The 19,655-nt window shown below is 75.6% G+C and carries 19 protein-coding genes; 6 read left to right on the top strand and 13 right to left on the bottom strand.

Annotated features, from left to right (window positions below):
* Positions 1-46: 46 nt before the first annotated feature.
* Positions 47-445: a hypothetical protein gene (locus tag ACI79E_RS12005; protein ID WP_456932771.1), complete on the top strand. Its 399-nt coding sequence runs from the start codon at positions 47-49 to the stop codon at positions 443-445.
* Between the two features lie 85 nt (positions 446-530).
* The gene (locus tag ACI79E_RS12000) at positions 531-1,211 is read left to right on the top strand and encodes a DUF6766 family protein (RefSeq protein WP_456932770.1); all 681 of its coding nucleotides are present in this window, start codon (positions 531-533) and stop codon (positions 1,209-1,211) included.
* On the opposite strand, the gene ACI79E_RS11995 is transcribed toward ACI79E_RS12000, so the two are convergent.
* The 4 genes from ACI79E_RS11995 to ACI79E_RS11980 all read right to left on the bottom strand — a co-directional run bounded on the left by ACI79E_RS11995 (position 1,199) and on the right by ACI79E_RS11980 (position 5,735).
* Entirely contained in the window at positions 1,199-2,869 is a 1,671-nt protein-coding gene (locus tag ACI79E_RS11995) for a SpoIIE family protein phosphatase (protein ID WP_456932769.1), read from the bottom strand. The two genes, ACI79E_RS12000 and ACI79E_RS11995, sit on opposite strands and share 13 nt — an antisense overlap.
* Before the next feature lie 106 nt (positions 2,870-2,975).
* Positions 2,976-4,073 carry a spore photoproduct lyase family protein gene (locus tag ACI79E_RS11990; RefSeq protein ID WP_456932768.1) on the bottom strand — a complete coding sequence of 366 codons (1,098 nt, stop codon included), beginning with the start codon at positions 4,071-4,073 and terminating at the stop codon, positions 2,976-2,978.
* Between the two features lie 61 nt (positions 4,074-4,134).
* Entirely contained in the window at positions 4,135-5,166 is a 1,032-nt protein-coding gene (locus ACI79E_RS11985; RefSeq protein ID WP_456932767.1) for a M23 family metallopeptidase, read from the bottom strand.
* Positions 5,163-5,735 carry a hypothetical protein gene (locus tag ACI79E_RS11980; RefSeq protein WP_456932766.1) on the bottom strand — a complete coding sequence of 191 codons (573 nt, stop codon included), beginning with the start codon at positions 5,733-5,735 and terminating at the stop codon, positions 5,163-5,165. The genes ACI79E_RS11985 and ACI79E_RS11980 overlap by 4 nt, the downstream gene beginning before the upstream one ends.
* Before the next feature lie 174 nt (positions 5,736-5,909).
* Between ACI79E_RS11980 and ACI79E_RS11975 the strand changes: the two genes are divergently transcribed.
* On the top strand, positions 5,910-6,182 hold the full coding sequence (locus ACI79E_RS11975; protein ID WP_456932765.1) for a hypothetical protein: 273 nt from the start codon (positions 5,910-5,912) through the stop codon (positions 6,180-6,182).
* Here ACI79E_RS11975 and ACI79E_RS11970 read toward each other — a convergent pair.
* The gene (locus ACI79E_RS11970; RefSeq protein WP_456932764.1) at positions 6,119-6,688 is read right to left on the bottom strand and encodes a hypothetical protein; all 570 of its coding nucleotides are present in this window, start codon (positions 6,686-6,688) and stop codon (positions 6,119-6,121) included. The two genes, ACI79E_RS11975 and ACI79E_RS11970, sit on opposite strands and share 64 nt — an antisense overlap.
* Before the next feature lie 31 nt (positions 6,689-6,719).
* On the opposite strand from ACI79E_RS11970, the gene ACI79E_RS11965 reads away from it, so the two are divergent.
* Genes ACI79E_RS11965 through ACI79E_RS11955 form a run of 3 tightly spaced genes read left to right on the top strand, consistent with a single transcriptional unit; the run spans position 6,720 to position 11,220 of the window.
* The gene (locus tag ACI79E_RS11965) at positions 6,720-8,156 is read left to right on the top strand and encodes a hypothetical protein (RefSeq protein ID WP_456932763.1); all 1,437 of its coding nucleotides are present in this window, start codon (positions 6,720-6,722) and stop codon (positions 8,154-8,156) included.
* Entirely contained in the window at positions 8,153-9,685 is a 1,533-nt protein-coding gene (locus ACI79E_RS11960) for an SCO6880 family protein (protein ID WP_456932762.1), read from the top strand. Before ACI79E_RS11965 ends, ACI79E_RS11960 begins: the two co-directional genes overlap by 4 nt.
* A complete protein-coding gene (locus ACI79E_RS11955) occupies positions 9,682-11,220 on the top strand; it encodes a hypothetical protein (protein WP_456932761.1) in 1,539 nt (512 codons plus the stop codon). Before ACI79E_RS11960 ends, ACI79E_RS11955 begins: the two co-directional genes overlap by 4 nt.
* 191 nt (positions 11,221-11,411) lie before the next feature.
* On the opposite strand, the gene lepB is transcribed toward ACI79E_RS11955, so the two are convergent.
* The 8 genes from lepB to ACI79E_RS11915 all read right to left on the bottom strand — a co-directional run bounded on the left by lepB (position 11,412) and on the right by ACI79E_RS11915 (position 19,585).
* Positions 11,412-11,921, bottom strand: coding sequence for a signal peptidase I (gene lepB / locus ACI79E_RS11950; protein ID WP_456932760.1), 510 nt, complete (start codon positions 11,919-11,921; stop codon positions 11,412-11,414).
* A 242-nt stretch (positions 11,922-12,163) separates the two neighbouring features.
* The gene (locus ACI79E_RS11945) at positions 12,164-12,820 is read right to left on the bottom strand and encodes a hypothetical protein (RefSeq protein WP_456932759.1); all 657 of its coding nucleotides are present in this window, start codon (positions 12,818-12,820) and stop codon (positions 12,164-12,166) included.
* Positions 12,817-14,763: a multicopper oxidase domain-containing protein gene (locus tag ACI79E_RS11940; RefSeq protein ID WP_456932758.1), complete on the bottom strand. Its 1,947-nt coding sequence runs from the start codon at positions 14,761-14,763 to the stop codon at positions 12,817-12,819. Before ACI79E_RS11940 ends, ACI79E_RS11945 begins: the two co-directional genes overlap by 4 nt.
* 140 nt (positions 14,764-14,903) lie before the next feature.
* The gene (locus ACI79E_RS11935; protein ID WP_456932757.1) at positions 14,904-16,172 is read right to left on the bottom strand and encodes a sensor histidine kinase; all 1,269 of its coding nucleotides are present in this window, start codon (positions 16,170-16,172) and stop codon (positions 14,904-14,906) included.
* Between the two features lie 58 nt (positions 16,173-16,230).
* Entirely contained in the window at positions 16,231-16,917 is a 687-nt protein-coding gene (locus ACI79E_RS11930; protein WP_456932756.1) for a response regulator transcription factor, read from the bottom strand.
* Between the two features lie 186 nt (positions 16,918-17,103).
* Entirely contained in the window at positions 17,104-17,529 is a 426-nt protein-coding gene (locus ACI79E_RS11925) for a response regulator (protein WP_456932755.1), read from the bottom strand.
* Positions 17,530-17,721: 192 nt separating this feature from the next.
* Positions 17,722-18,480: a GAF domain-containing protein gene (locus tag ACI79E_RS11920; RefSeq protein ID WP_456932754.1), complete on the bottom strand. Its 759-nt coding sequence runs from the start codon at positions 18,478-18,480 to the stop codon at positions 17,722-17,724.
* Complete coding sequence (locus ACI79E_RS11915) at positions 18,470-19,585, bottom strand: hypothetical protein (protein ID WP_456932753.1); 1,116 nt, start codon at positions 19,583-19,585, stop codon at positions 18,470-18,472. Before ACI79E_RS11915 ends, ACI79E_RS11920 begins: the two co-directional genes overlap by 11 nt.
* Positions 19,586-19,655 lie beyond the last annotated feature (70 nt).

Below are 19,655 nucleotides of genomic sequence, written 5' to 3'. Positions count from 1 at the left end.
TCTACCCGGCCAGCACCGCCGGGGACCGGGGAGGAGCGGAGGGCACGTGAGGACCTCGACGAGGAGGTGCCTGGCCGGCGGCGCACTCGTGGCTGCCGTGTCGCTGTCCGGGTGCGCGGACCTCCAGGAGCAGGACGTCGGCGGGGTGGCCGTCGCGTTCGAGGACCCTGCCGGCGACCCCGCGCAGCGGTGCGCCCTGCTGGCCCCGGCCACGCTGGCGGCGCTGGAGTCCGAGGCGTCGGCACCGTGTGTCGACGCGATCGAGCAGGTGCCGCTGCCGGGCGGCGGCGTGGAGGCGGTGGAGGTCTGGGGCGGCAACGCCCAGGTCCGGCTCGGCGGCGACACCGTCTTCCTCGCCGAGACCGTCACCGGCTGGAAGGTGGTCGCCGCCGGCTGCGAACCCCGGGCCGAGGCGCCCTACGACTGCGAGGTGGAGGGCCCGTGAGGAGTGTCCGGGCGGTGTTCGCCGTCTACATGGTCGTGCTGCTGGTCGGCATCGTCTACGTGACGGCGCTGGGGCTGATGGGGCGATGAGCCGGTACGGGCCGCTGCGCGCCAACGCGCTCAGCCTCGCCTTCGGCGTCCTGTTCCTGGTCACCCTGGTCGGCCAGGCGGTGTCGGGCACTGCCGACTTCAACGCCCGGCAGGTCGCCGACGGGCTGCCCACCGTCTCCTTGCTCGACTACGTCACCTCGTCGTCCTTCGGGGTGGACGTGATGGAGAACTGGCAGTCGGAGTACCTGCAGTTCTTCCTCTACGTCTTCGCGACCGTGTGGCTCATCCAGCGCGGCTCCTCGGAGTCCAAGGAACCGGGCCAGGAGGGCACCGAGTCCGACGAGGAGCAGCAGGTGGGGCGGCACGCCGACGGGGAGTCACCGCCCTGGGCACGCGCCGGGGGGTGGCGGACGGCGCTGTTCTCCCGCTCGCTGGGCCTGCTCATGGGTGGGCTGTTCCTGCTGACCTGGGCCGCCTCCTCGATCGCCGGCTGGGCGGCCTACAACTCCGAGCAGCTGGCCGACCGGCAGGACCCGGTCAGCTGGGTGAGCTACCTCGGTGAGGCCGACTTCTGGAACCGGTCGTTCCAGAACTGGCAGTCGGAGATGCTGGCCGTCGGCTCGATGGCGATCTTCTCGGTCTACCTGCGCCAGCGCGGCTCGCCGGAGTCCAAGCCGGTGGGCGCCGCGCACGCGGACACCGGTCAGACCGGCTGAGCGGGCACGCCCAGCGCCAGGACGGCGAGGTCGTCGGCCTCGTACCGGGAGGAGCGCAGCTGCTCCTCGACGGCGGCACCCACCGCCGCCACGGTCGCCTCGGCGCCGGGCGCCGCGGCGTGGACCACGCGGGCCAGCCCCTCCTCGCCGAACTGGACCCCCGTGTCGTCGCGGGCCTCGGTCACGCCGTCGGTGTAGAGCACCAGCGTCGAGCCGGGCGGCAGGTCGACGTCCACGACCTCGAGGTCCAGCTCCGCGGTGATGCCGAGCGGACGCCCGACGACGCCGACCTCCGTGGTGCCCGTCCCGGTGGTCAGCAGTGGCAGCGGGTGCCCGGCCACGCCGACGGCGGCGCGGACGCCGTCCGGGCCGGGGGAGAGCACCAGGCAGCAGGCGGTGACGAACCGCAGGGGGCCCTCGCCCTGCTCGTGCAGCAGTGCGGCGTTGACCGCGCGGAGCACCTCCGCCGGGTCGCCGGAGGCTCCCGCGGCCCGTGCGGTGTGCCGGGTCAGCGCGGTGACGGCGGCCGCCTCCGCGCCGGTGCCGCACACGTCGGCGATCAGCGCCATCCAGCGACCGTCGGGCAGCGGCATGACGTCGTAGGTGTCGCCCCCGACGAGGCCCGAGTCGCTGCCGGGGCGGTAGCGGGCGGCCAGCTCGAGGCCGGGGACGGCGGGCAGGGTCGAGGGCAGCAGGCTGCGCTGCAGCGTGTCGGCGAGCTCCCGGACCTCGGACTCCGCGCGCAGCCGGCCCAGGAACTGCCCGATCTGCCGGCCGGCGTGGGCGAGGACGTCCACCAGCTCGGCCGGGATCGACCGCCGCTCGCGGGAGAAGAGCTCGCAGACGGCGAGGACGGCGCCGCCGCTGAGCACGGGGAAGACGACCGCGCTGCGCAGGCCGTCGGTGTGCGCGGCCGCGCCGCGGGTGAAGCGGGGATCGCTGCACAGGTCCTCGACGGCGACCGGAACCCGCTGGGCCCAGGTCAGGCCCGGCAGTCCCTCGCCGCGACGGAACCGGCGGGTCCGGTTCTCGGCGTGCAGGGCGCCGGGCTGCTCTCCCGGCGCGGTCCAGGTGCGCGCGTGCCGCAGCCGGCCGGTCGCGTCGTCGGGCTGCCAGAGGGTGGCGGTGTCCCAGTCCAGCTCGGTGCACAGCGTCGGCAGGAGGTCCCGGAAGGCGACGTCGGCGTCGGCCGCCTCGGTGAGCGCCGCGGTGACCCGCAACGTCGCGGCGAGGTAGCGGCCGACCAGCAGCTGGCGCTCCAGCAGGACGGTGGTGCTGGCGTCGCGGAGGACGGCGACCACCCCGGCCTGGTCCGGCCCGCCACCGTCGGGTGGCGGCAGCATCGCCAGGGTGACGTCGACGGCGACCTCGTGGCCGCTGGCGTGCACGGCCGGCAGCTGGGTGGTCCGACCGGCCAGCTCGCCCTGACCGGTGGCGAGGAAGCGCGCGAAGTCGGCGGCGTGGCCGCCGCGGAAGCGCTCGGGCATGAGCACCTCCAGGGGCTGCCCGAGGACGGCCTCCGGCTCGTACCCGAGCAGCACCCGCACCGCCGGGTTCACGTAGGCGATGCGACCGGTGCTGTCGGCCACGACGACGGTGTCGGGCAGGGCGGTGAGCAGGGACGGCGCAGCGACGGCGGAGTCGAACGGGGACGCCATCGTCGCGGTCTTCCTCCTTGCTGGGGACGCCGCGTCCACGATCCCACACGCACGGTCAACACCCCCGGCCCGGGGCGACATGGCGTCATGTCGACACCGGAGCGGGTCAGAAGGCGTACCGCACCCGCAGCCACGGCGCCTCGGCGGCCACGAGCCCGCGGAGGCGCTCCAGGCCGGCCCGCTTGACGTCGTTGCGGTAGCGCACGTTCCACTGGCCGTTCTGGCTGCGCTTGGGCTGCTGGAGGTCCGGCCGCCAGAGGAGCTCCTCCGCCCTCGGGTGCCACCCGAGGTTGACCTCGTGCAGGTCGCGGTTGTGGGTCAGCATGATCACCTCGGCGGCGGCCTGCGCCTTGGCCGCCGGGGACAGCTCGTCGTCCAGCCGCTGCAGCAGCTGGGCCCAGTCGGCCTCCCACCCCTCGCGCAGGACGACGGGGGAGAGGTTGAGGTGCACCTCGTAGCCGGCCTCGACGAAGTCGTCGACCGCGGTGATGCGCTCGGCCACCCGGCTGGTGCGCACGTCGAGCACCCGGGCGTCGGCCTCCGGCATCAGGGAGAACCGGATGCGGGTGCGGCCCTGCGGGTCCAGGTCGAGCAGCTGCCGGTTGACGTACTTGGTCGCGAGCGAGGCCTTCGCCGTCGGCAGGTCGCGGAAGGTGGTGACCAGGTCGGCGACGTTGTCGCTGACCAGCGCGTCGACCGAGCAGTCGCTGTTCTCGCCGATGTCGTAGACCCAGCTCACCGGGTCGCACTCGTCGGCCTCCGGCTTCGGACCCTGCCGGGCCACGTGCCGGCGCAGGTAGCCGGTGATCTGCTCGATGTTGGTGAAGACGGTGATCGGGTTCGCGTAGCCCTTGCGGCGGGGGACGTAGCAGTAGGCGCACGCCATCGCGCACCCGTTGGCGGTCGAGGGGGCGATCCAGTTCGCGGAGCGGCCGTTGGGGCGGGCCGACAGCGACTTCTTCACGCCCATGACCAGCGTCTCGGACTTCACCCGCACCCAGCGGTCGACGTTGCCGGCGTTGCCGTGCAGGTCGGGGATCTGCCAGTGCGAGGCCACCTCGACGACCCGGGCGTCGGGGAACCGGGCGAGCACCTCGCGGCCGCGGGGGGAGGCCAGGGCGGCCGGCTCGGCGTGGATCTCCCGCACCGGCAGCAGCCGGGCGAGGTCGGGGTGGACGGCGGTCGGGGTCGGATCGGCTCCCACACCCTGTCCAGCAGCTCCGCGGCACCCGCTGTTCCGGGCGCCGGTGCGCCGCGGCCCACAGTCAGGCCACGTCCAGCCCCTGCTGGGCGAGGAACGTCGACGGGTCGGTCGGGACGCCGTCCACCAGCACCTCGAAGTGCAGGTGGCACCCCGTCGAGTCGCCCTTCGTGCCGACCCGCGCGATCTGCTGACCCGCGACCACGGGCTGGCCGACGACCACGAGCAGGTCGTCGTCCTCCATGTGGGCGTACCGGGTGACCACGCCGTTGCCGTGGTCGACGACGACGAGGTTGCCGTACCCGGAGGAGACCCCGGCGCGCACGACGACACCGGCCGACGCCGCGACGATCGGGGCGTCGCAGCCCGGCGCGAGGTCCAGCCCGGCGTGCAGCCGGACGCCGCCCCCGGTCGGGCCCTCGCGCGGGCCGAACCCGCTGGTGAGGGGGCCGTCGGTGGGCGAGGTCCAGGCGCCGTCGACGGCGCGCAGCAGGGGGCCGGTGCTGGTGCAGGGCACCGAGCCGGTGCCGGGGGCCAGGCCGGTCACGGTGGCCCCGGAGAGCGCGCCGGTGACCTCCAGCGCGTCGTCCCACCAGCGGGCGTAGTGGTAGGGGTCGGCGTTGCGCTGGGTGCGGTGGGCGGCCAGCGTCGGGGGCAGCGTCTCCCAGCCGTCGACCTCGAGCAGGGCCCGGTAGAAGTTCGTGGCCGAGGTGGTGGGGTCCATCCGGTCCTCGTAGCTGCCCCAGGCACCGTTGGCGCGCTGCTGGAACAGCCCGCGGCTGTCCGGGCCGACGGCGTCCCCGTGGTCGACGACGGTCAGCGAGGACTCGCCCATGGCCGTCATCACCCCGATGACCTGGCCCCGGGCGCTGACGCCCAGCGCCTCCCCGGCCTCCATGATCAGCGCCGCGTTGACCAGCTGGGTGCCCGACCAGCCGGCCACCGGTGCGTCCGGGACGCCGCTCACGCTCACCGGCGACCCGCCGGGGCTGCAGGCGCCGGCCTGGCGGTCGGCCTCGGTCACCAGGGTGGCGGTCAGCAGGCCGCCGGCGACGAGCACCGGTGCCAGCACGGCCGCGACCGCGGCCCGCCTCACGGCGCCGTCCCCGGCACGGGCCCGGCGTCGCCCGGGGGCGGGGTCACGGCCCCGGACGACGTGCCGGCCGCCTCGACCGGGGTGATCCGCTCGACCAGCCACGGGGCGCCGTCGCCCTCGCGGACGAGGAGGACGGCGTACTCCCCGGCGTCGGTCGGGACGAGCACGGTGGCCAGGTACGCGCTCACCGCCGGGGTCGGCTGCGGAGGCCCGGTGACCGCCGACGCCGGGACCGCCGCGGGGTCGGTGCCCTCGTAGGCGACCGCCGCCGCGGGGCTGAGCAGCGGCTGGAGCTCGGTCCACCACTGTGCCGGGTCGAGGGCGGGCCGGGCGAAGGCGGTCAGCGCGGCGGTGGCGGCGTCCAGGGCGGCAGCGCGGGAGGCGTCGTCGTCCGCGGGGGAGGGCGGCGCGGGGGGCAGCTGCGCGTCGGCGTCGCCGGGCGCGACGGTGGGCTCGGGCGTGGCCTGCGGCGCCGGCTCGGCCGCCGACGGCGCGCTGCCGCAGCCGGCCAGCGTGAGCGCCACGGCCAGTGCGGGAACCGCCGCGAGACCTCGTCGCGAGCTGCGCATGCCCGTGACCCTCCCGTCGACCCCGGCGGGACCCCCGCCACACCGGTGCGCCACCGAGTACATCCGGACGGGGGACCCCCGGGGCACCCCCAATGTCGGGCATTGCCGCTCCTCCACCGCAGATCCACCGTGGACGACGACGACCGATGCCCTCTCGACCCGAGGACAGATCCGATGAGCCTGCTCGCCTCGCCCGTCGCACTCGCGGTGGTGGACCCCGGCCAGGGTGTCGCCCCACCCGGCTCCGAGGGCATCGTGACCATCGTCCAGTGGGTCGCGTGGACGGTGCTCGCCGTCTGCGTGGTCGGGGTGCTCCTGGTCGGGGCGCGCATGGCGCTGGCCCACCGGCGCGGTGAGGGCGCCGAGCACGCCGTGAGCCTGGCCTACGTCCTGGGTGGCGCGGTGCTTGCGGGCTCGGCGTCCGGGCTGATCGCGGCGCTGGTCTGAGCACGGCCGGACACGGGGGACAGCAGTGATGGACGACCCGACCACGGAGGTGCCGAGGTGACCAGCCCGGCCCCGCCCGCGGAGACCACGGCCCCGGCGGCACCCACCACGGCCACGCCGACCACGGCCGCGCCGAGCGTGGCGCCGGAGCCCGAGCCGACCCCCGAGCCGCAGCCCAGCCCGGAGCCGAAGCCCGACCCGAGCCCCAGCCCGGAGCCGAAGCCAGAACCCAAGCCGGACCCCGGTCCGAGCCCGGAGCCGAAGCCGGACCCCGGTCCGAGCCCGGAGCCGACGACCCCGGCACCGACCACGCCGGCCGAGCCGACGCCGACCACCCCGGCACCCACGACCCCGGCCGAGCCGACGCCGACCACTCCGGCACCCACCACGCCGGCCGAGCCGACGCCGACCACTCCGGCACCCACCACGCCGGCCGAGCCGACGCCGACCACTCCGGCACCCACCACGCCGGCCGAGCCGACGCCGACCACTCCGGCACCCACCACGCCGGCCGACCCGATCGTGCCGACGGGGGAGGTGCTGACCCCCGCCCCGCCGACGCCGGAGCAGGTCGCCGTCGAGGTCGACCGGCTCCCGGCCGCCGTGGTGGACGACGGCGTGGTGCCGCCGGCCCCCACGGCCGACCAGGTGGCGGTGGAGACCGACCGCATCCCGGCCGCGCTCGTGGAGGCCGCGCCGGGTGGGGAGGAGTTCGACCGGCTGGCCAGCCTGTCCGGCGGCCACTCGATCAGCGGATCGGTGGACGTCGTCGAGCTGGACACGGCGTCGGCCGGCTTCGGTGACGTGTTCCTCGACCCGGCCATCCCGGCCGCCGGTGTGGGCGTGTTCGACGAGACTGGAGGCGGCGACATCGTGGGCGACCTGGCGAAGGAGATCGTCGAGGCGGCCGGCGACGCGCTGGCCGCCGTGGCGCGGCTGTGGGCGGACCCGCCGTCCCCCGGGCTGGGCACCGTCGGCGCCGATGGTGCCGCGGTGCCGTCGGAGGCGACCGACCTGCTGACCGGGTCGCTGGCCTGGTACTCCGGCGCCGTGGCGGTGGTCGCGGTCCTGGTGGCCGCGGCCCGCATGGTGTGGCAGCGGCGGACCCAGCCCCTGGCCGAGCTGCTCCGCGGCCTGGGCACCCTGGTGCTGGTGGCCGGCGCGAGCCTCACCGGCGTCACCCTGCTGGTGACCGCCGCCGACGCGTTCTCCGTCTGGGTGCTGCAGCAGGCCACCGGCGACGTCCAGGCGGGCCTGACCGACCTGCTGGCGCTGCAACAGACCGACGGCATGTCGGCGGTGCTCGTCGTCCTGCTCGGGACGGCCGCGCTGCTGGGCGCCGTCGTCCAGATCGTGCTGCTGGTGGCCCGCGGGGTCGTCCTCGTCGTCCTCGCCGGGGTGCTCCCGCTGTCGGCCTCGGCGACCAACACCGACACCGGGCGGGTGGTCTTCGTCCGCACCCTCACCTGGACGCTGGCCTTCGCGCTGTACCAGCCGGCCGCCGCGCTGGTGTACGCCACCGGCCTGCTGCTCGCCCCCGCCCCCGAGGACGCCCCGCTGGTCGCCGCGCTGACCGGCACCACCTTCCTCGCCCTGGCCATCGCCGCCCTGCCGGCGCTGCTGCGGGTGCTCCAGCCCGCGGTGCGCACGGTGACCGCCGGCGGCAACCGGGTGCGGGCGGCGGCCGGCGGCCTGCCGTCCGGGGCCCGGGCCGTGGCGCCGGGGAACCTCGGCGCCGGCGGCGCGACCGCCGCCTCGGCGGTGCGGGTGCCCTCTGCCCGGGGCGCCGGCCACCGGACGGCCGCGGCGACGATCGACTCCAGCGGAGCCCGCGTCGGTGCGCGCCTGGAACCGGGCCGCCACCGGCGGGAAGCCGTCCCCGCCGTCTCCTCGGCCCCCGAGGCCGTCCGCGCCGCCGCCGAGCCGCGGTCGCTGCCCACCGCCCGCACCGACGCAGAGGACCCGCGCCCGTGACCGCCGCGCCCGCCCCCGCCACCGGCCCCCGCACCTACGGCAACTGGCGCCGCCCCACCACCCCGGGGCTCGGCGGCTTCGGCCTCCTCGGCACCGGCCTCCTGCTGGCCGGCCTGCTCGGGGTGATCGCCGTCCAGCTGTTCGCCGGCCTGCTGTGGGCGCTGGTCGCCGGCGGCGTCCTCGGCGGGCTGCTCGCCCTCCTCGTGGTCCGCGACCGGCACCACCGGTCGGGGCTCCAGCGACTGTCCAGCCGGGTCGCCTGGACGAGGGCCCGGCGCAGCGGCGCCCACCTGTACCGGTCCGGGCCGCTGGGCCGCACCCCCGAGAGCAGCCACCAGCTGCCGGGGCTGGCCGCGGCCTCGCGGCTGTCGGAGTGGCAGGACGCCCACGGCCGGCCCTTCGCCCTGCTCACGGTCCCCGCGACCCGGCACGCCACCGTCGTGCTCGTCACCGAGCCCGACGGCGCCTCCCTCGTCGACGAGGAGCAGGTGGACACCTGGGTGGCCCACTGGGGCGCCTGGCTGGCCGCCCTCGGCAACGAGCCGGGCCTGGTCGCGGCGTCGGTGACCGTCGAGACCGCACCGGACTCCGGCACCCGGCTCCGGCGCGAGGTGGCCGGCTCCCTGGACCCGCGGGCCCCCCAGGTGGCCCTCGCCATGCTGCGGGAGGTCGTGGAGACCTACCCCGCGGGCTCGGCGACCGTCACCGCCTACGTCTCCCTCACGTACTCCACGGCGGGCCGCTCCGGTGGCCGCCGCCGCGACACCGCCGACATCGCCCGCGACATCGGCACCCGGCTGCCCGGGCTGACCGCGGGCCTCAACGCCACCGGTGCGGGCGTCGTCCACCCGGCCACCGCCCAGGAGCTCTGCGAGGCGGTCCGGGTCGCCTACGACCCCTCCGCGGCGCGCATCCTCGACGAGGCGCACGCCGCCGAGGGCCCGCCCGAGCTGCGCTGGTCCGACGTCGGCCCGGCCGCCGCCCAGGCGGGCTGGGGCTGGTACCGGCACGACGGCGCGGTGTCGGTGACCTGGTCGATGACCGAGGCGCCGCGCGGGGAGGTCTTCTCCTCGGTGCTGGCCGACCTCATCGCACCGCACCCGGACGTCGACCGCAAGCGGGTCACCCTGCTGTACCGGCCGCTGGACGCCGGCCGGGCCGCCCGCATCGTCGAGCAGGACCGGCGCACCGCCGACTTCCGCGCCTCCTCGTCGTCCCGGCCGTCGGCCCGCGTGCTGGCCGACCAGCGCGCCGCCACCCTCACCGCGGAGGAGGAGGCCCGCGGCGCCGGGCTGGTCGACTTCGCGATGCTCGTGACGGCGACCGTGGCCGACGCCGACCTCCTCGACGACCCGCGCGCCGCGCTCGACGCCGCCCGCGCCGCGATCGACAACCTCTCCGCGACCGCCCGCACCCAGCTGCGCCCGGTCTACGGGTCCCAGGACTCCGCCTTCGCCGCGGCGCTGCCGCTGGGCATCGTCCCCTCGGCGCACCTGACCGTCCCCCGCGAGTTCCGGGAGGCACTGTGACCCGCAGCCGGGCCGGCCGGCCCTCGCCCGGACCGGGCCCGCGCGGCTGGCCGGGCCGCGGTGGCGGGTCGGCGACCTACGTGCAGGCCCCCGACGAGTGGCGCGCGACCACCGTGCAGGCCTGCGGCCTGTGGCCCTTCGCCGCGGGCGCGGGGACGCCGATGACCGGGGTGCCGCTGGGCCGCAACCTCCTCACCGGCGCCACGCTGTGCTGCGACCCGATCAGCTGGTTCCAGCGGGCCCGGCTGATCAGCAACCCCTCGGCGTTCGTCCTCGGCAAGCCCGGCCTCGGCAAGTCGACCGTCGTCCGCCGGATGGCACTGGGCCTGGCCGGCTACGGCGTCCTGCCGATGGTGCTGGGCGACCTCAAGCCCGACTACGTGGACCTCGTGGAGGCGATCGGCGGCCAGGTCATCCGGCTGGGCCGGGGCCGCGGCCACCTCAACGTGCTCGACCCCGGCGAGGCCGTCGCCGCCGCCGCCCGGCTCACCGGCGACGCGCGCAGCCAGGTGCTCGCCGACGCGCACGGACGCCGGCACGCGATCGTCGCCGCCCTCGTCACCGTGATGCGCGGCGCTCCGCCCACCGACCGCGAGGAGACGGTGCTCGACCGCGCGCTGCGCGTCCTCGACGACACCCACGACACCGCGCGGCTGGGCGCCCCGACGCTGCACCACCTGCTGGCGGTGCTGCGCGCCGCCCCCGAGGACGTCCGCGCCGCCGCCCTGGACCGCGGGGACCGCAGCCGCTACGACGACGTCACCGAGGACCTCGAGGCCACCCTCGTCGGCCTCACCGGCGGCGGGCGGCTGGGCCGCATCTTCGCCGAGCCGACGACGACGCCGATGCGCCGCGACCGCCCGGTGGTCTTCGACGTGTCGAGCATCGACGACGCGCAGACCGACCTGCAGGCCGCCGTCCTGCTGGCCTGCTGGTCGGCCGGGTTCGGCGCGATCAGCGTGGCGCACGCCCTGGCCGACGCCGGGCTGGAGCCCCGCCGGCACCACTTCGTCGTGCTCGACGAGCTGTGGCGGGCGCTGCGGGCCGGGCGCGGCATGGTCGACCGGGTCGACGCCCTCACCCGGCTCAACCGGCAGCGCGGCGTCGGCATGGCGATGGTCAGCCACACCATGAGCGACCTGCTGGCCCTCCCGACCGAGGAGGACCGCATGAAGGCCCGCGGCTTCGTGGAGCGCTCCGGCATGGTCATCTGCGGCGGGCTGCCCATGGCCGAGATGCCGATGCTCACCTCCGCCGTCCCGCTGACCGCCGCCGAGCAGGAGCTGCTGGCCGGGTGGCAGGACCCGCCCGCGTGGAACCCCGGCGCCGGCGTGGAGGCCGAGCCGCCCGGTCGCGGCCACTTCCTGGTCAAGGTCGGCGGCCGCCCCGGCATCCCGGTGCACGTGGCGCTGACCGAGGTCGAGCGCGAGCTCAACGACACCAACAAGCTCTGGCACGAGCTGTCCCGCTCGGCCGGCGACGACCTCGGCTTCCCGGCGGGTTCGCCGACCGCCGAGGGCCCCGTCCGCGGCTGAGGCGCCCCCTCCGCACAGCCCCCCGTCGAGATCGCGGGATCTCGTACGCCCGAACCGGCCCGATGGTGCGAGATCGCGGGATCTCGCCCGCCCGGACCGGCCCCACCCGTCGAGATCGCGGTATCTCGCACGGCCGGACCGGCCCCACGCGGCGAGATCGCGGGATCTCGACGCGGGGAGCCGGCGGATGCTCAGCAGCCGGCGGACGGCGAGGGCAGCGCACCCGGGTGCGGCCACGCGCGGCCCACGACGGAGCCGACCAGGTCGTCGGTGGGCACCGGCCCGAAGGCGCGGGAGTCGATCGACCCGTCGCGGTGGTCGCTGAGCAGGAACAGCGAGTCCTCGGGGACGGTGACCGGCCCGAACCACACGCCGTCCATCAGCGCGGGGTCGATGGCCGGCTCGCACACCGGCGTCCCGTTGACCACGAGGACGCCGTCCTCGATGCCGACCTCGTCCCCGCCCACCGCGACGGCCCGCTTGACCAGCAGCCCGTCCTCCAGCGGGTGGTGCACGGCGACGACGTCCCCGCGCGCCACCGGGCCGTGCCCGTGACGGACCAGCAGGAGGTCGCCCGAGGCGGTGGTGGGCGTCATGCTGCCGGAGTCGACGCGCATGAGCTGCACCGGCAGCAGGCCGGCCATCGACAGGACGAGCAGCAGCGCCAGGCCGGCGGCCCCCCACGTCGCCAGACCGCTCACCCGGCGCCACAGCGCGCTGCCGCGGCTCCGGGTGCGGGGGTCACCGGGAGCCGCGGCAGCTGATCGGGGGCCGTCGGCCGTGCCGGGGACGGCACCGCCGTGGTCACTGGTGCGGGGGTCACCAGTGACCACGGCGGCCGTTCGGGCGGCGGTACCCGGGCGGGGGGCCCGGTGCCGCCCACCGCCGCGGCCACTGGTGCGGGGGTCACCAGTGGCCGCGGCGGCTGTCGGAGGGGCGTTCCTCACCCGAGGACGCCGGTGAACCAGAGGACCCAGGCGAGGCCGCCCAGGGCCAGCAGTCCGTTCGTGGCCCATCCCCGCCAGGTGCGGGGCAGGAGGGCCGTCAGGGCGGTGAGGACCAGCAGCTCGGCGCCGACCGTCGCGGTGCCGACCCCCTCGGGCCCGTGTCCGGACGCCGGGGAGGTCGTGCCGTCCATGGCCACCGGCCCGTCGACGGCGGTCGGCATGCCCTCGGTGAAGTCCACCCCGGTGATCGGGTCGACCGCCAGCATCTCGCGACCGGGGACGTCGTGCGCGTGCCCGCCGGAGGTCGCGTGGGTCACCGCGAAGGCGTCGAGCACGTTGGTCGTGTGGGCCACCACGTAGAGCACGAGCAGGCCCACGGTGCCGAGGAGGGCGAAGGCGGCCAGCTCCGGGCTGGTCCGCCGGCCCGACCAGGCGCTCAACGCCATCCAGGCGGCCAGGCCGACCTGGGCGAGCGCGGTGAGCAGGAAGAACCCGACGGCCAGCTCACCGGACTGCAGGTGGTCCACCGCGGCGGCCACGTGCAGCCCACCGGCGGCGGCGAGCCCCGCCGCCGCCACGAGCTGCCACCGCGAGACGTACCGGGACGGGGCCGCCGGGGCGGTCTCCGCGGGGGCGGCGTGGAGGGCGGTCACCGCGTGCGCCGGGTGGGCGTGGTGGGCGCGGCCGACGTGGTGGGAGCCGGAGCCGGGGCCGGGGTGCTCGGGGCCGTGGTGGTCGGCGCCGTGGTGGTCGTCGACCCGCGCCGGGGCGGCGTGGACGGCGCCGCCGACGTGGACGGCGTGGCCGGGGTCGTCGGGGCCGGCGTCTCGGGCACCTCGTCGTCATCCGGCAGCTCGTCGTCCTCAGCCGGCTCCTCGGGCTCGACCGGCGGCGTGCGCGGCGTGAGCACCGGCGGCTCGCCGCCCTGCGGCGGGCAGGTGTTGATCGAGTCGCAGTCGAGGTCGTGGTGCCCCACCTGGTACTGGACCATCATGTCGTGGTCCTCGTGCGAGAGGTTGTGGCAGTGGATCATGTACCGCCCCTCCTCGTGCTCGAACTTCATGAGCACGCGGATGGTCTCGTTCTCGCCGACGTAGACGACGTCCTTGGGGCCGCGCTCCTCCGGGCGGGGCGGCTGCCCGTTGCGGTCGAGCACCTGGAAGTCGACCAGGTGCACGTGCAGCGGGTGGAACCAGCCGCCTGAGGAGTTCTCGATCTCCCAGATCTCCACCGAGTTGGGTGCCACCTGGGCGAAGACGTCCTCGTACTTCGAGCGGACGACGTCGTCCCAGGTCTTGTCGTTGATGACCCACAGGCCGTTGGTGCGCTCCAGCCGCATGCGCCGGGTGGCGACCGACTCGCCGGTGGTGAGCTTCATCGCCGGGTGCTTCAGGGCGGCGAACGCGGCCAGGTTGAACGGGCCGTTGCCGTCCTGGCTGGTGACGGTCTGGCCGACCTCGAACTGCATGACCTTGCCGGTGTGGTCGAAGTCCCGGGCGTTCTTGACGCCGCTGTTGAGCAGCTGGACCTTCGTGCCCTTCATGCTGGCGAAGTCGATGACGATCTCGTAGCGCTCGGCCATGCCGATGGTGAAGGTGGTGACCGTCTGCGGCTCGTGCACGAAGCCGCCGTCGGTGGCGATGATCGTGAACGGCTTGCCGTTGCTCAGCCGCAGCTTGTAGCCGCGGGCCAGGGAGCCGTTGAGCACGCGGAAGCGGTACTTGCGCGGCTCGACCTTCATGTTCGGCCACGGCACGCCGTTGACCAGGATGACGTCGCCGTAGAGGCCGGACTCCCCGTCGTCGTCGAACATCAGCTGGCCGTTGCTGGCGAACATGACGTCGCCGATGATCAGCGGGAACTCGTACTGGGGCGCGTTGGCCGCCAGGTCCCGGCGGTACCGCGGGATCCCCAGGGAGATCTCGAGGTCCTCGTCGACGATGTGGTACTGCGCGGCGAGGCCCATGTAGACGTTCTGGGCGGTGTGGTGCACGCCGTGGTCGTGGTACCAGGCCGTCCGGGGCGTGCAGTTGTTCGGGTACTCGTAGTTCTTCCACTCGCCCGGCTGGGTCAGGTCGCCGGCGTACCCGTCGAACTGCGGCTTGGACGGCGAGCCGTGCAGGTGGGTGGAGGTCCACGGCACGTAGTTCAGCGTCGGGTGCCTGGCCGGCAGCCGGTTGATCTGCTGCATGACCACCCGGCGGCCCTTGCCGTCCTTGACGTAGGTGCGGATGGTCGGGCCGGGGACCTCACCGTTGTAGCCCCACATCGTGGTCTGGACGCCCTTGATGAACTCGACCGTCGTGGGCTTCTGCTCGATGCGGTAGTAGTCGGTGCCGCTGTACTCGCCGCCCGGGATCGGGGCGCCGGTGTCCGGCCGGGTGCCGTAGTCGTTGCCCGGGACGTCGTCGCGGGCGACCGGCGTGGCGACCCGGGGGGCGCGGAAGGCGGCAGCGTAGGGCTTCGGCAACCTGGACTCGTCCAGCTCGGAGGCGCTCTTCGCCGACAGGACTGCCTGGAAGGGCAGTGCCACGGCTGCGGTGCCGGCCAGTGACACCTTCAGCACGTCACGGCGGTTCAGGCTGGGCAGGTCCATCGGGGAGAGCTCCTCACTGCCGCTGTCTGTGGATGCGGTAGTGGAACTCTCTCGTTCAGGACGCCCCCGTCACAGCCGCCACAAGGGGATCGGGGGTCCCCGCAAATGGGGGGTTCGTGCAGGTCAGGGGGGAGATTGCGTCACTGATCGTGACTTGCCGGTACCACTGCGGTCAGGACGGCGCCCCCGCCGTCCCGCTCGCCGAGGACCACCGTGCCGCCCAGGTCGAGCACGCGGTCGCGCAGCAGCGACAGGCCGAGGTGGCCCTCGTGCCGCCGGTCGGTGCCCCCGGCGGGGAAACCGACCCCGTCGTCGGCGATCTCCAGCCGCACGGACGGCGCGCCCGCGAGGTCGGTCTCCTCGAGGGTGATCCACGTGTGCGTGGCGCCCGCGTGGTGCGCCACGTTGGCCAGCGCCTCCTTGGCGGTGCGGTAGAGCACTGCCGCGGCGTCGGGCGTGAGTTCCGGCAGGGGGGCGGCGTCCATCAGGACGGTCACCCCCTCCGCGCGCAGCGGCTCGGCGGCGTCGGCGATCGCCGCGCCCAGCCCGGAGCCGCTGAGGTCGGGGGGGTAGATGTCGACCATCAGCCGGCGCAGCGACTGGACGGCGTGCCGGATGGCGCCCACCAGCTTGTCCACCGTCGGCTGCCGGTCCTCGGGCAGGGCGCTGCGCAGCGCGGAGAGGGCGTAGCTGACGCCGGCGAGGTCCTGCACCGGCCCGTCGTGGACGTCGGCGGCGATGGCCCGGCGCTCGCGGTCCGACGCCTCGACGGAGCGCTGCATGAGGGCGGCGCGCTCGGCCTGCTGGCGGCGCACGCGCCGGGCCAGGGAGACCGCGATCGGGATCTGCACCACCTGGAGCAGGACGAGCGCCCCGATCGCCATCGGGATGATCTCGCCGCGCAGCAGGGCGGCCTGGCGGTCGATGCCCTCGTAGGCGAAGTACGCCTCGAAGGCCAGCTGCTCACCGGGGACCCGCAGGGGGGTGTACACCTCGAGCAGCGCGCCGTCGCCGCCGGTCTCCGGTGCCTCGTCGACGCTGGAGACGGTGTCGCCCCCGACGGCCGCGCGCAGCTCGTCGGAGGGCTCGATCTCCCTGCCGATGAGCGTGGGGTCGCTGGCGTAGAGGATCTCGCCGTCGGCCCGCCAGACGACCATCTTGGTCACCGAGCCGTCGCTCATCCGGTTCCGGACGTCGCGGTCGAGCTCGGCCCACCGCCCGGGCACCCCCGCGAGCGCCTCGGTCAGCACCGGCGCCACCAGGAGGGCGCCGAGCCGCTCGGCGGACCGCTCGGCCTCGGCCAGGGCGTTCGTGCGGGCGATGCGCTCGCTCAGCCAGATGGTGCCCGCCGAGACGACGAGCAGGGCCAGCAGGGCGGTGGCGCAGAAGGCGGCCAGCTCACGCCGCACGCCCGGAGCGCGGCGGCGCGACTGACCGGAGGTGCGGGGCGGAGCGGACGGAGGAGCCTCAGTGCTCATTCAGCGAGCCGAGGAGCCCCAACTGCTGCGCCTTGACGACGGCCTCCAGCTGGGAACGGACACCGAGCTTGGCGTGCAGCGACTTCACGTAGCCGCGGCAGGTCTCCAGCGTGATGCCGAGGACCCGGGCGATGGCCTTCACCTGCATGCCGCGCCCGAGGCAGTCGAGCACCTCCTGCTCGCGGCGGGTCAGCTGCGGCGGGGCGACGCGGTCGGGGGAGGCCGCGGGGGCGCACGTCGGGCCACCGGCGAAGGTGGACGGGGCGACCAGCATCTGCCCGGCCTGCACCCGGGACAGCACGTCGATCATCTCCGCCAGGGAGCCGTCCTTCGGGATGAACGCCGAGGCGCCGGCCTGGGCGGCGCGGACCACCCAGTCGGGGTCGCGGTGGGCGGTCACCACGGCCACGACGGCGTGCGGGGCGACCTCGCGGACGCGGCGGGTCGCCGCCAGGCCGTCCTGGCGGGGCATCTCGATGTCCATGACCACGATGTCGGGCTGGAGGTCCTGGGCCATCGCCACGGCCTGCGCGGCGGAGTGCGCCGTCCCGACCGCGTGCATGCCGGCCGAGGCCAGCGCCCCGGAGAGCAGCTCGGCGAACGTGCGGTGGTCGTCGACGACCAGGACCCGGACCTGGTCGATCGCGGTGCCCTGGTCCAGCTGGGCGAGCGTCAAGGTGTACCCCCGTGTCGTGCCTGTGTCCCACCCGCTGCGCGGGGAGGCCCGCACATAGCACCGGAGCCGGGGGGATCTGACCAGGGGTTGCGCGCCAGGTCAGGACCTAAGTCCCCGGTGATCTCCACCGGCCATGAGCGGGTCGGTACTCACCGTGCACGAGACTGTGCCGTTCAGTTGTCGTCATCACAGCCCCCGGTCACCCTTCTGGGGGGCGGCCGAGGCCGCGGCGTCACTCCAGGCGGTCCCCCCGGCGGCCACGGCGCGGACGTGCTCGGGCAGTGCGCCGGGGTCGTCGTCCTTGAGCAGGTACCCCACGACGCCGATCTCCTGGGCCTCGGCCACCAGGGCCGGGGTGAGGGAACCGGTGAGGACGACGATCCGGGTGTCGGGGTGGGCCGCCAGCAGCTCCCGGGCGGCCTGCAGCCCGGTGACGCGCGGCATGGCGAGGTCGAGGAGGACCACGTCGGGCTGGGTGCGCCGGGCGGCGTCGAGCACCTGCTCGCCGTCCTCGCACTGCGCGACGACGCTGACGTCACCGCTGGCCGAGAGCAGCTCGGTCAGCGAGTCACGGACGAACGCGTGGTCGTCGGCCAGCAACACCTTGATCACGCGCCACCTCCTTCGTTCCCTGCGGGCCGAGCGGGGACGGTACCCGCGCCGTCGTGCGGTCAGTCGCACGGGGACTGCATCCGTGTACGCACAGTGTCCTCGGTGCCCCCCGGGCGGGAACGGCCGAACGGCGGGGGTGTCGGACCCCCAATCGCGGGGGAGTGCCCGGGCCCCGCGTGACGGACCGGGCCCTCAGGCAGGCGGGTCCGGAGCCGGGCGCAGGCTGGCCGGGTCCAGCCGGCCGGCCACCACGTCGGCCGCCAGGTCGTCGACCGACCGCCCCGCCGACCAGGCCGTGGCGCGGAGCAGGTCCAGGGCCACCGGGCTGCCGACGTCCAGGGCCATGCTGAGCCGGCCGATCGCCTCCCACACCACCGCCCGTCGCCGGGCGGTGGGGCCGTGCAACCAGGACGGCCCGCCCTCCTCCGACCACGTCGACCACACCGTGGCCTCCTCGAGGGCGGAGGTGACCAGGTCGCTGACGGCCACGGCCTCGAACACGTCGAGCCCGGTCACCGAGTTCTCGTCGGCGAAGAACAGGTCCAGGGCCCCGGGCCCGGCGAGGGTCTCGCCGAGGGGCAGGGCCACCACGGCGCGGAACGGCGTGCGCTCGACGAGCAGCTCCGCGAAGGCCGGCCAGCGACGGTGCAGGTCGGCGTAGGCGGCGAACACCGGCTCCCGGTGCTCCTGCGCGGTGTGGCACGGCCCGCTGCCGGCGGTGAACTGCAGCCGCTCGGCGAGGGCCGCGTCCTCGGAGCTGGCGCCGAGCGGGATGCGGCGGCCCTCGGCGTCGAGGACGCTCAGGCCGGCGCCGTCCACCCGCAGCATCCGGGCGCAGGCGTGGGACAGCCGGACGGGCAGCAGCTCGGGTCCGGCGAGGTCGTCGTCGGAGACGTGGCCCAGCGCGGCGGTGAAGCGCTCGGCGATCGACACGTGCTGATCATCCGTCATGGACGGCAGGGGCACGCGGCGAAACGGACCCGCCCGTTCCTCCATCGTCCAGCGGCTGGCCGGAGCGGTACGTGTAGGCGGCCTCGCGCACGGCCTCGTCGGACTCCAGCCCCGCACCGAGCGCGCCGCCGACGGTGGCCAGCGAGCAGGTCAGCCAGGCCAGCTCGAGGTAGTCCGGCAGGTGCACCGGGTGGCCCAGGCCCTCGGCGAACAGCGGGGCGACCACGAGCAGCAGCGCCCCGGCCAGCGCCAGCAGGTACAGCACGGCGTAGAGGGTGAGCACCCCGAGCACGACGGTGGCGGTGGTGGCCACGTTGAACAGCAGCACCTGCTTGCGTTCCCGCCGGTGCCGCGGGCGCTCCCACAGCTGCGCGCCGACGACCAGCGTGACGACCACGGCCACGACGGACCCGACGGCGACCACGGTCAGCCGGGGCCAGCCGAAGGCGTCGGCCAGCCGCCAGATGTCGGCGGTGATGAGGGCGAAGACGCCGGCCGCGATCGCCGCGGTCAGCGCCCGGGACAGCTGCACGGCCAGCCGCCACGGCCGGTTGGCCCGCACCATGCCGAGCAGCAGCCGCAGGTTGCCCGACAGGACCCGCGCGGTGAAGGCCACCCCCGCGGTGGAGTCCGCCGGGTCGGTGGCCAGCTCGCGCAGCCGCCGTCCCATCGCGGCGCGGTCGTCCTCGTCGCCGTCCGCGGTGCCCAGCAGGGTGCGCACCAGCCCGGCGGCGGCCTGCAGCGCGCGCCGCCGCCGGCCGACCGCGCCGAGGGCGGGCAGGGACAGCAGCGCGACGCCGTGCACCGGGCTGGCGTGCCCGACCACCGGACGGCGCCCCACCTCCAGGGGCACGTCGGTGAGGGCGAGGGCGAGGTCCCAGTCCTCGGCGAGCAGGCGGCGGCGGGTGGCGAGGACGATCTCGTCGTCGTCCGCGGGGGGCTGCACCAGCCCGTCCTCGACGGCCCGCAGCTCCCAGCGGACCTCGGGGTGCGCCGCGCCCAGCTCGGTGGCGAGCTCGTCGGCCAGCCAGCCGGCCAGCTCGGCGGGCGCTCCGGGGGCGGCGAGCAGGCCGACCTGCAGCACCGGCGCGGCAGCCTGCGACACGCGGTTCCTCCTCGTGGGTCGCGGACCGCCCGGCCGGCCCGCCGCGCGGGGCCGGTCCCGTGCAGCGGTC

Source organism: Geodermatophilus sp. SYSU D00079 (assembly GCF_054050635.1).
This window is presented reverse-complemented; position numbering and strand designations above follow the sequence as displayed.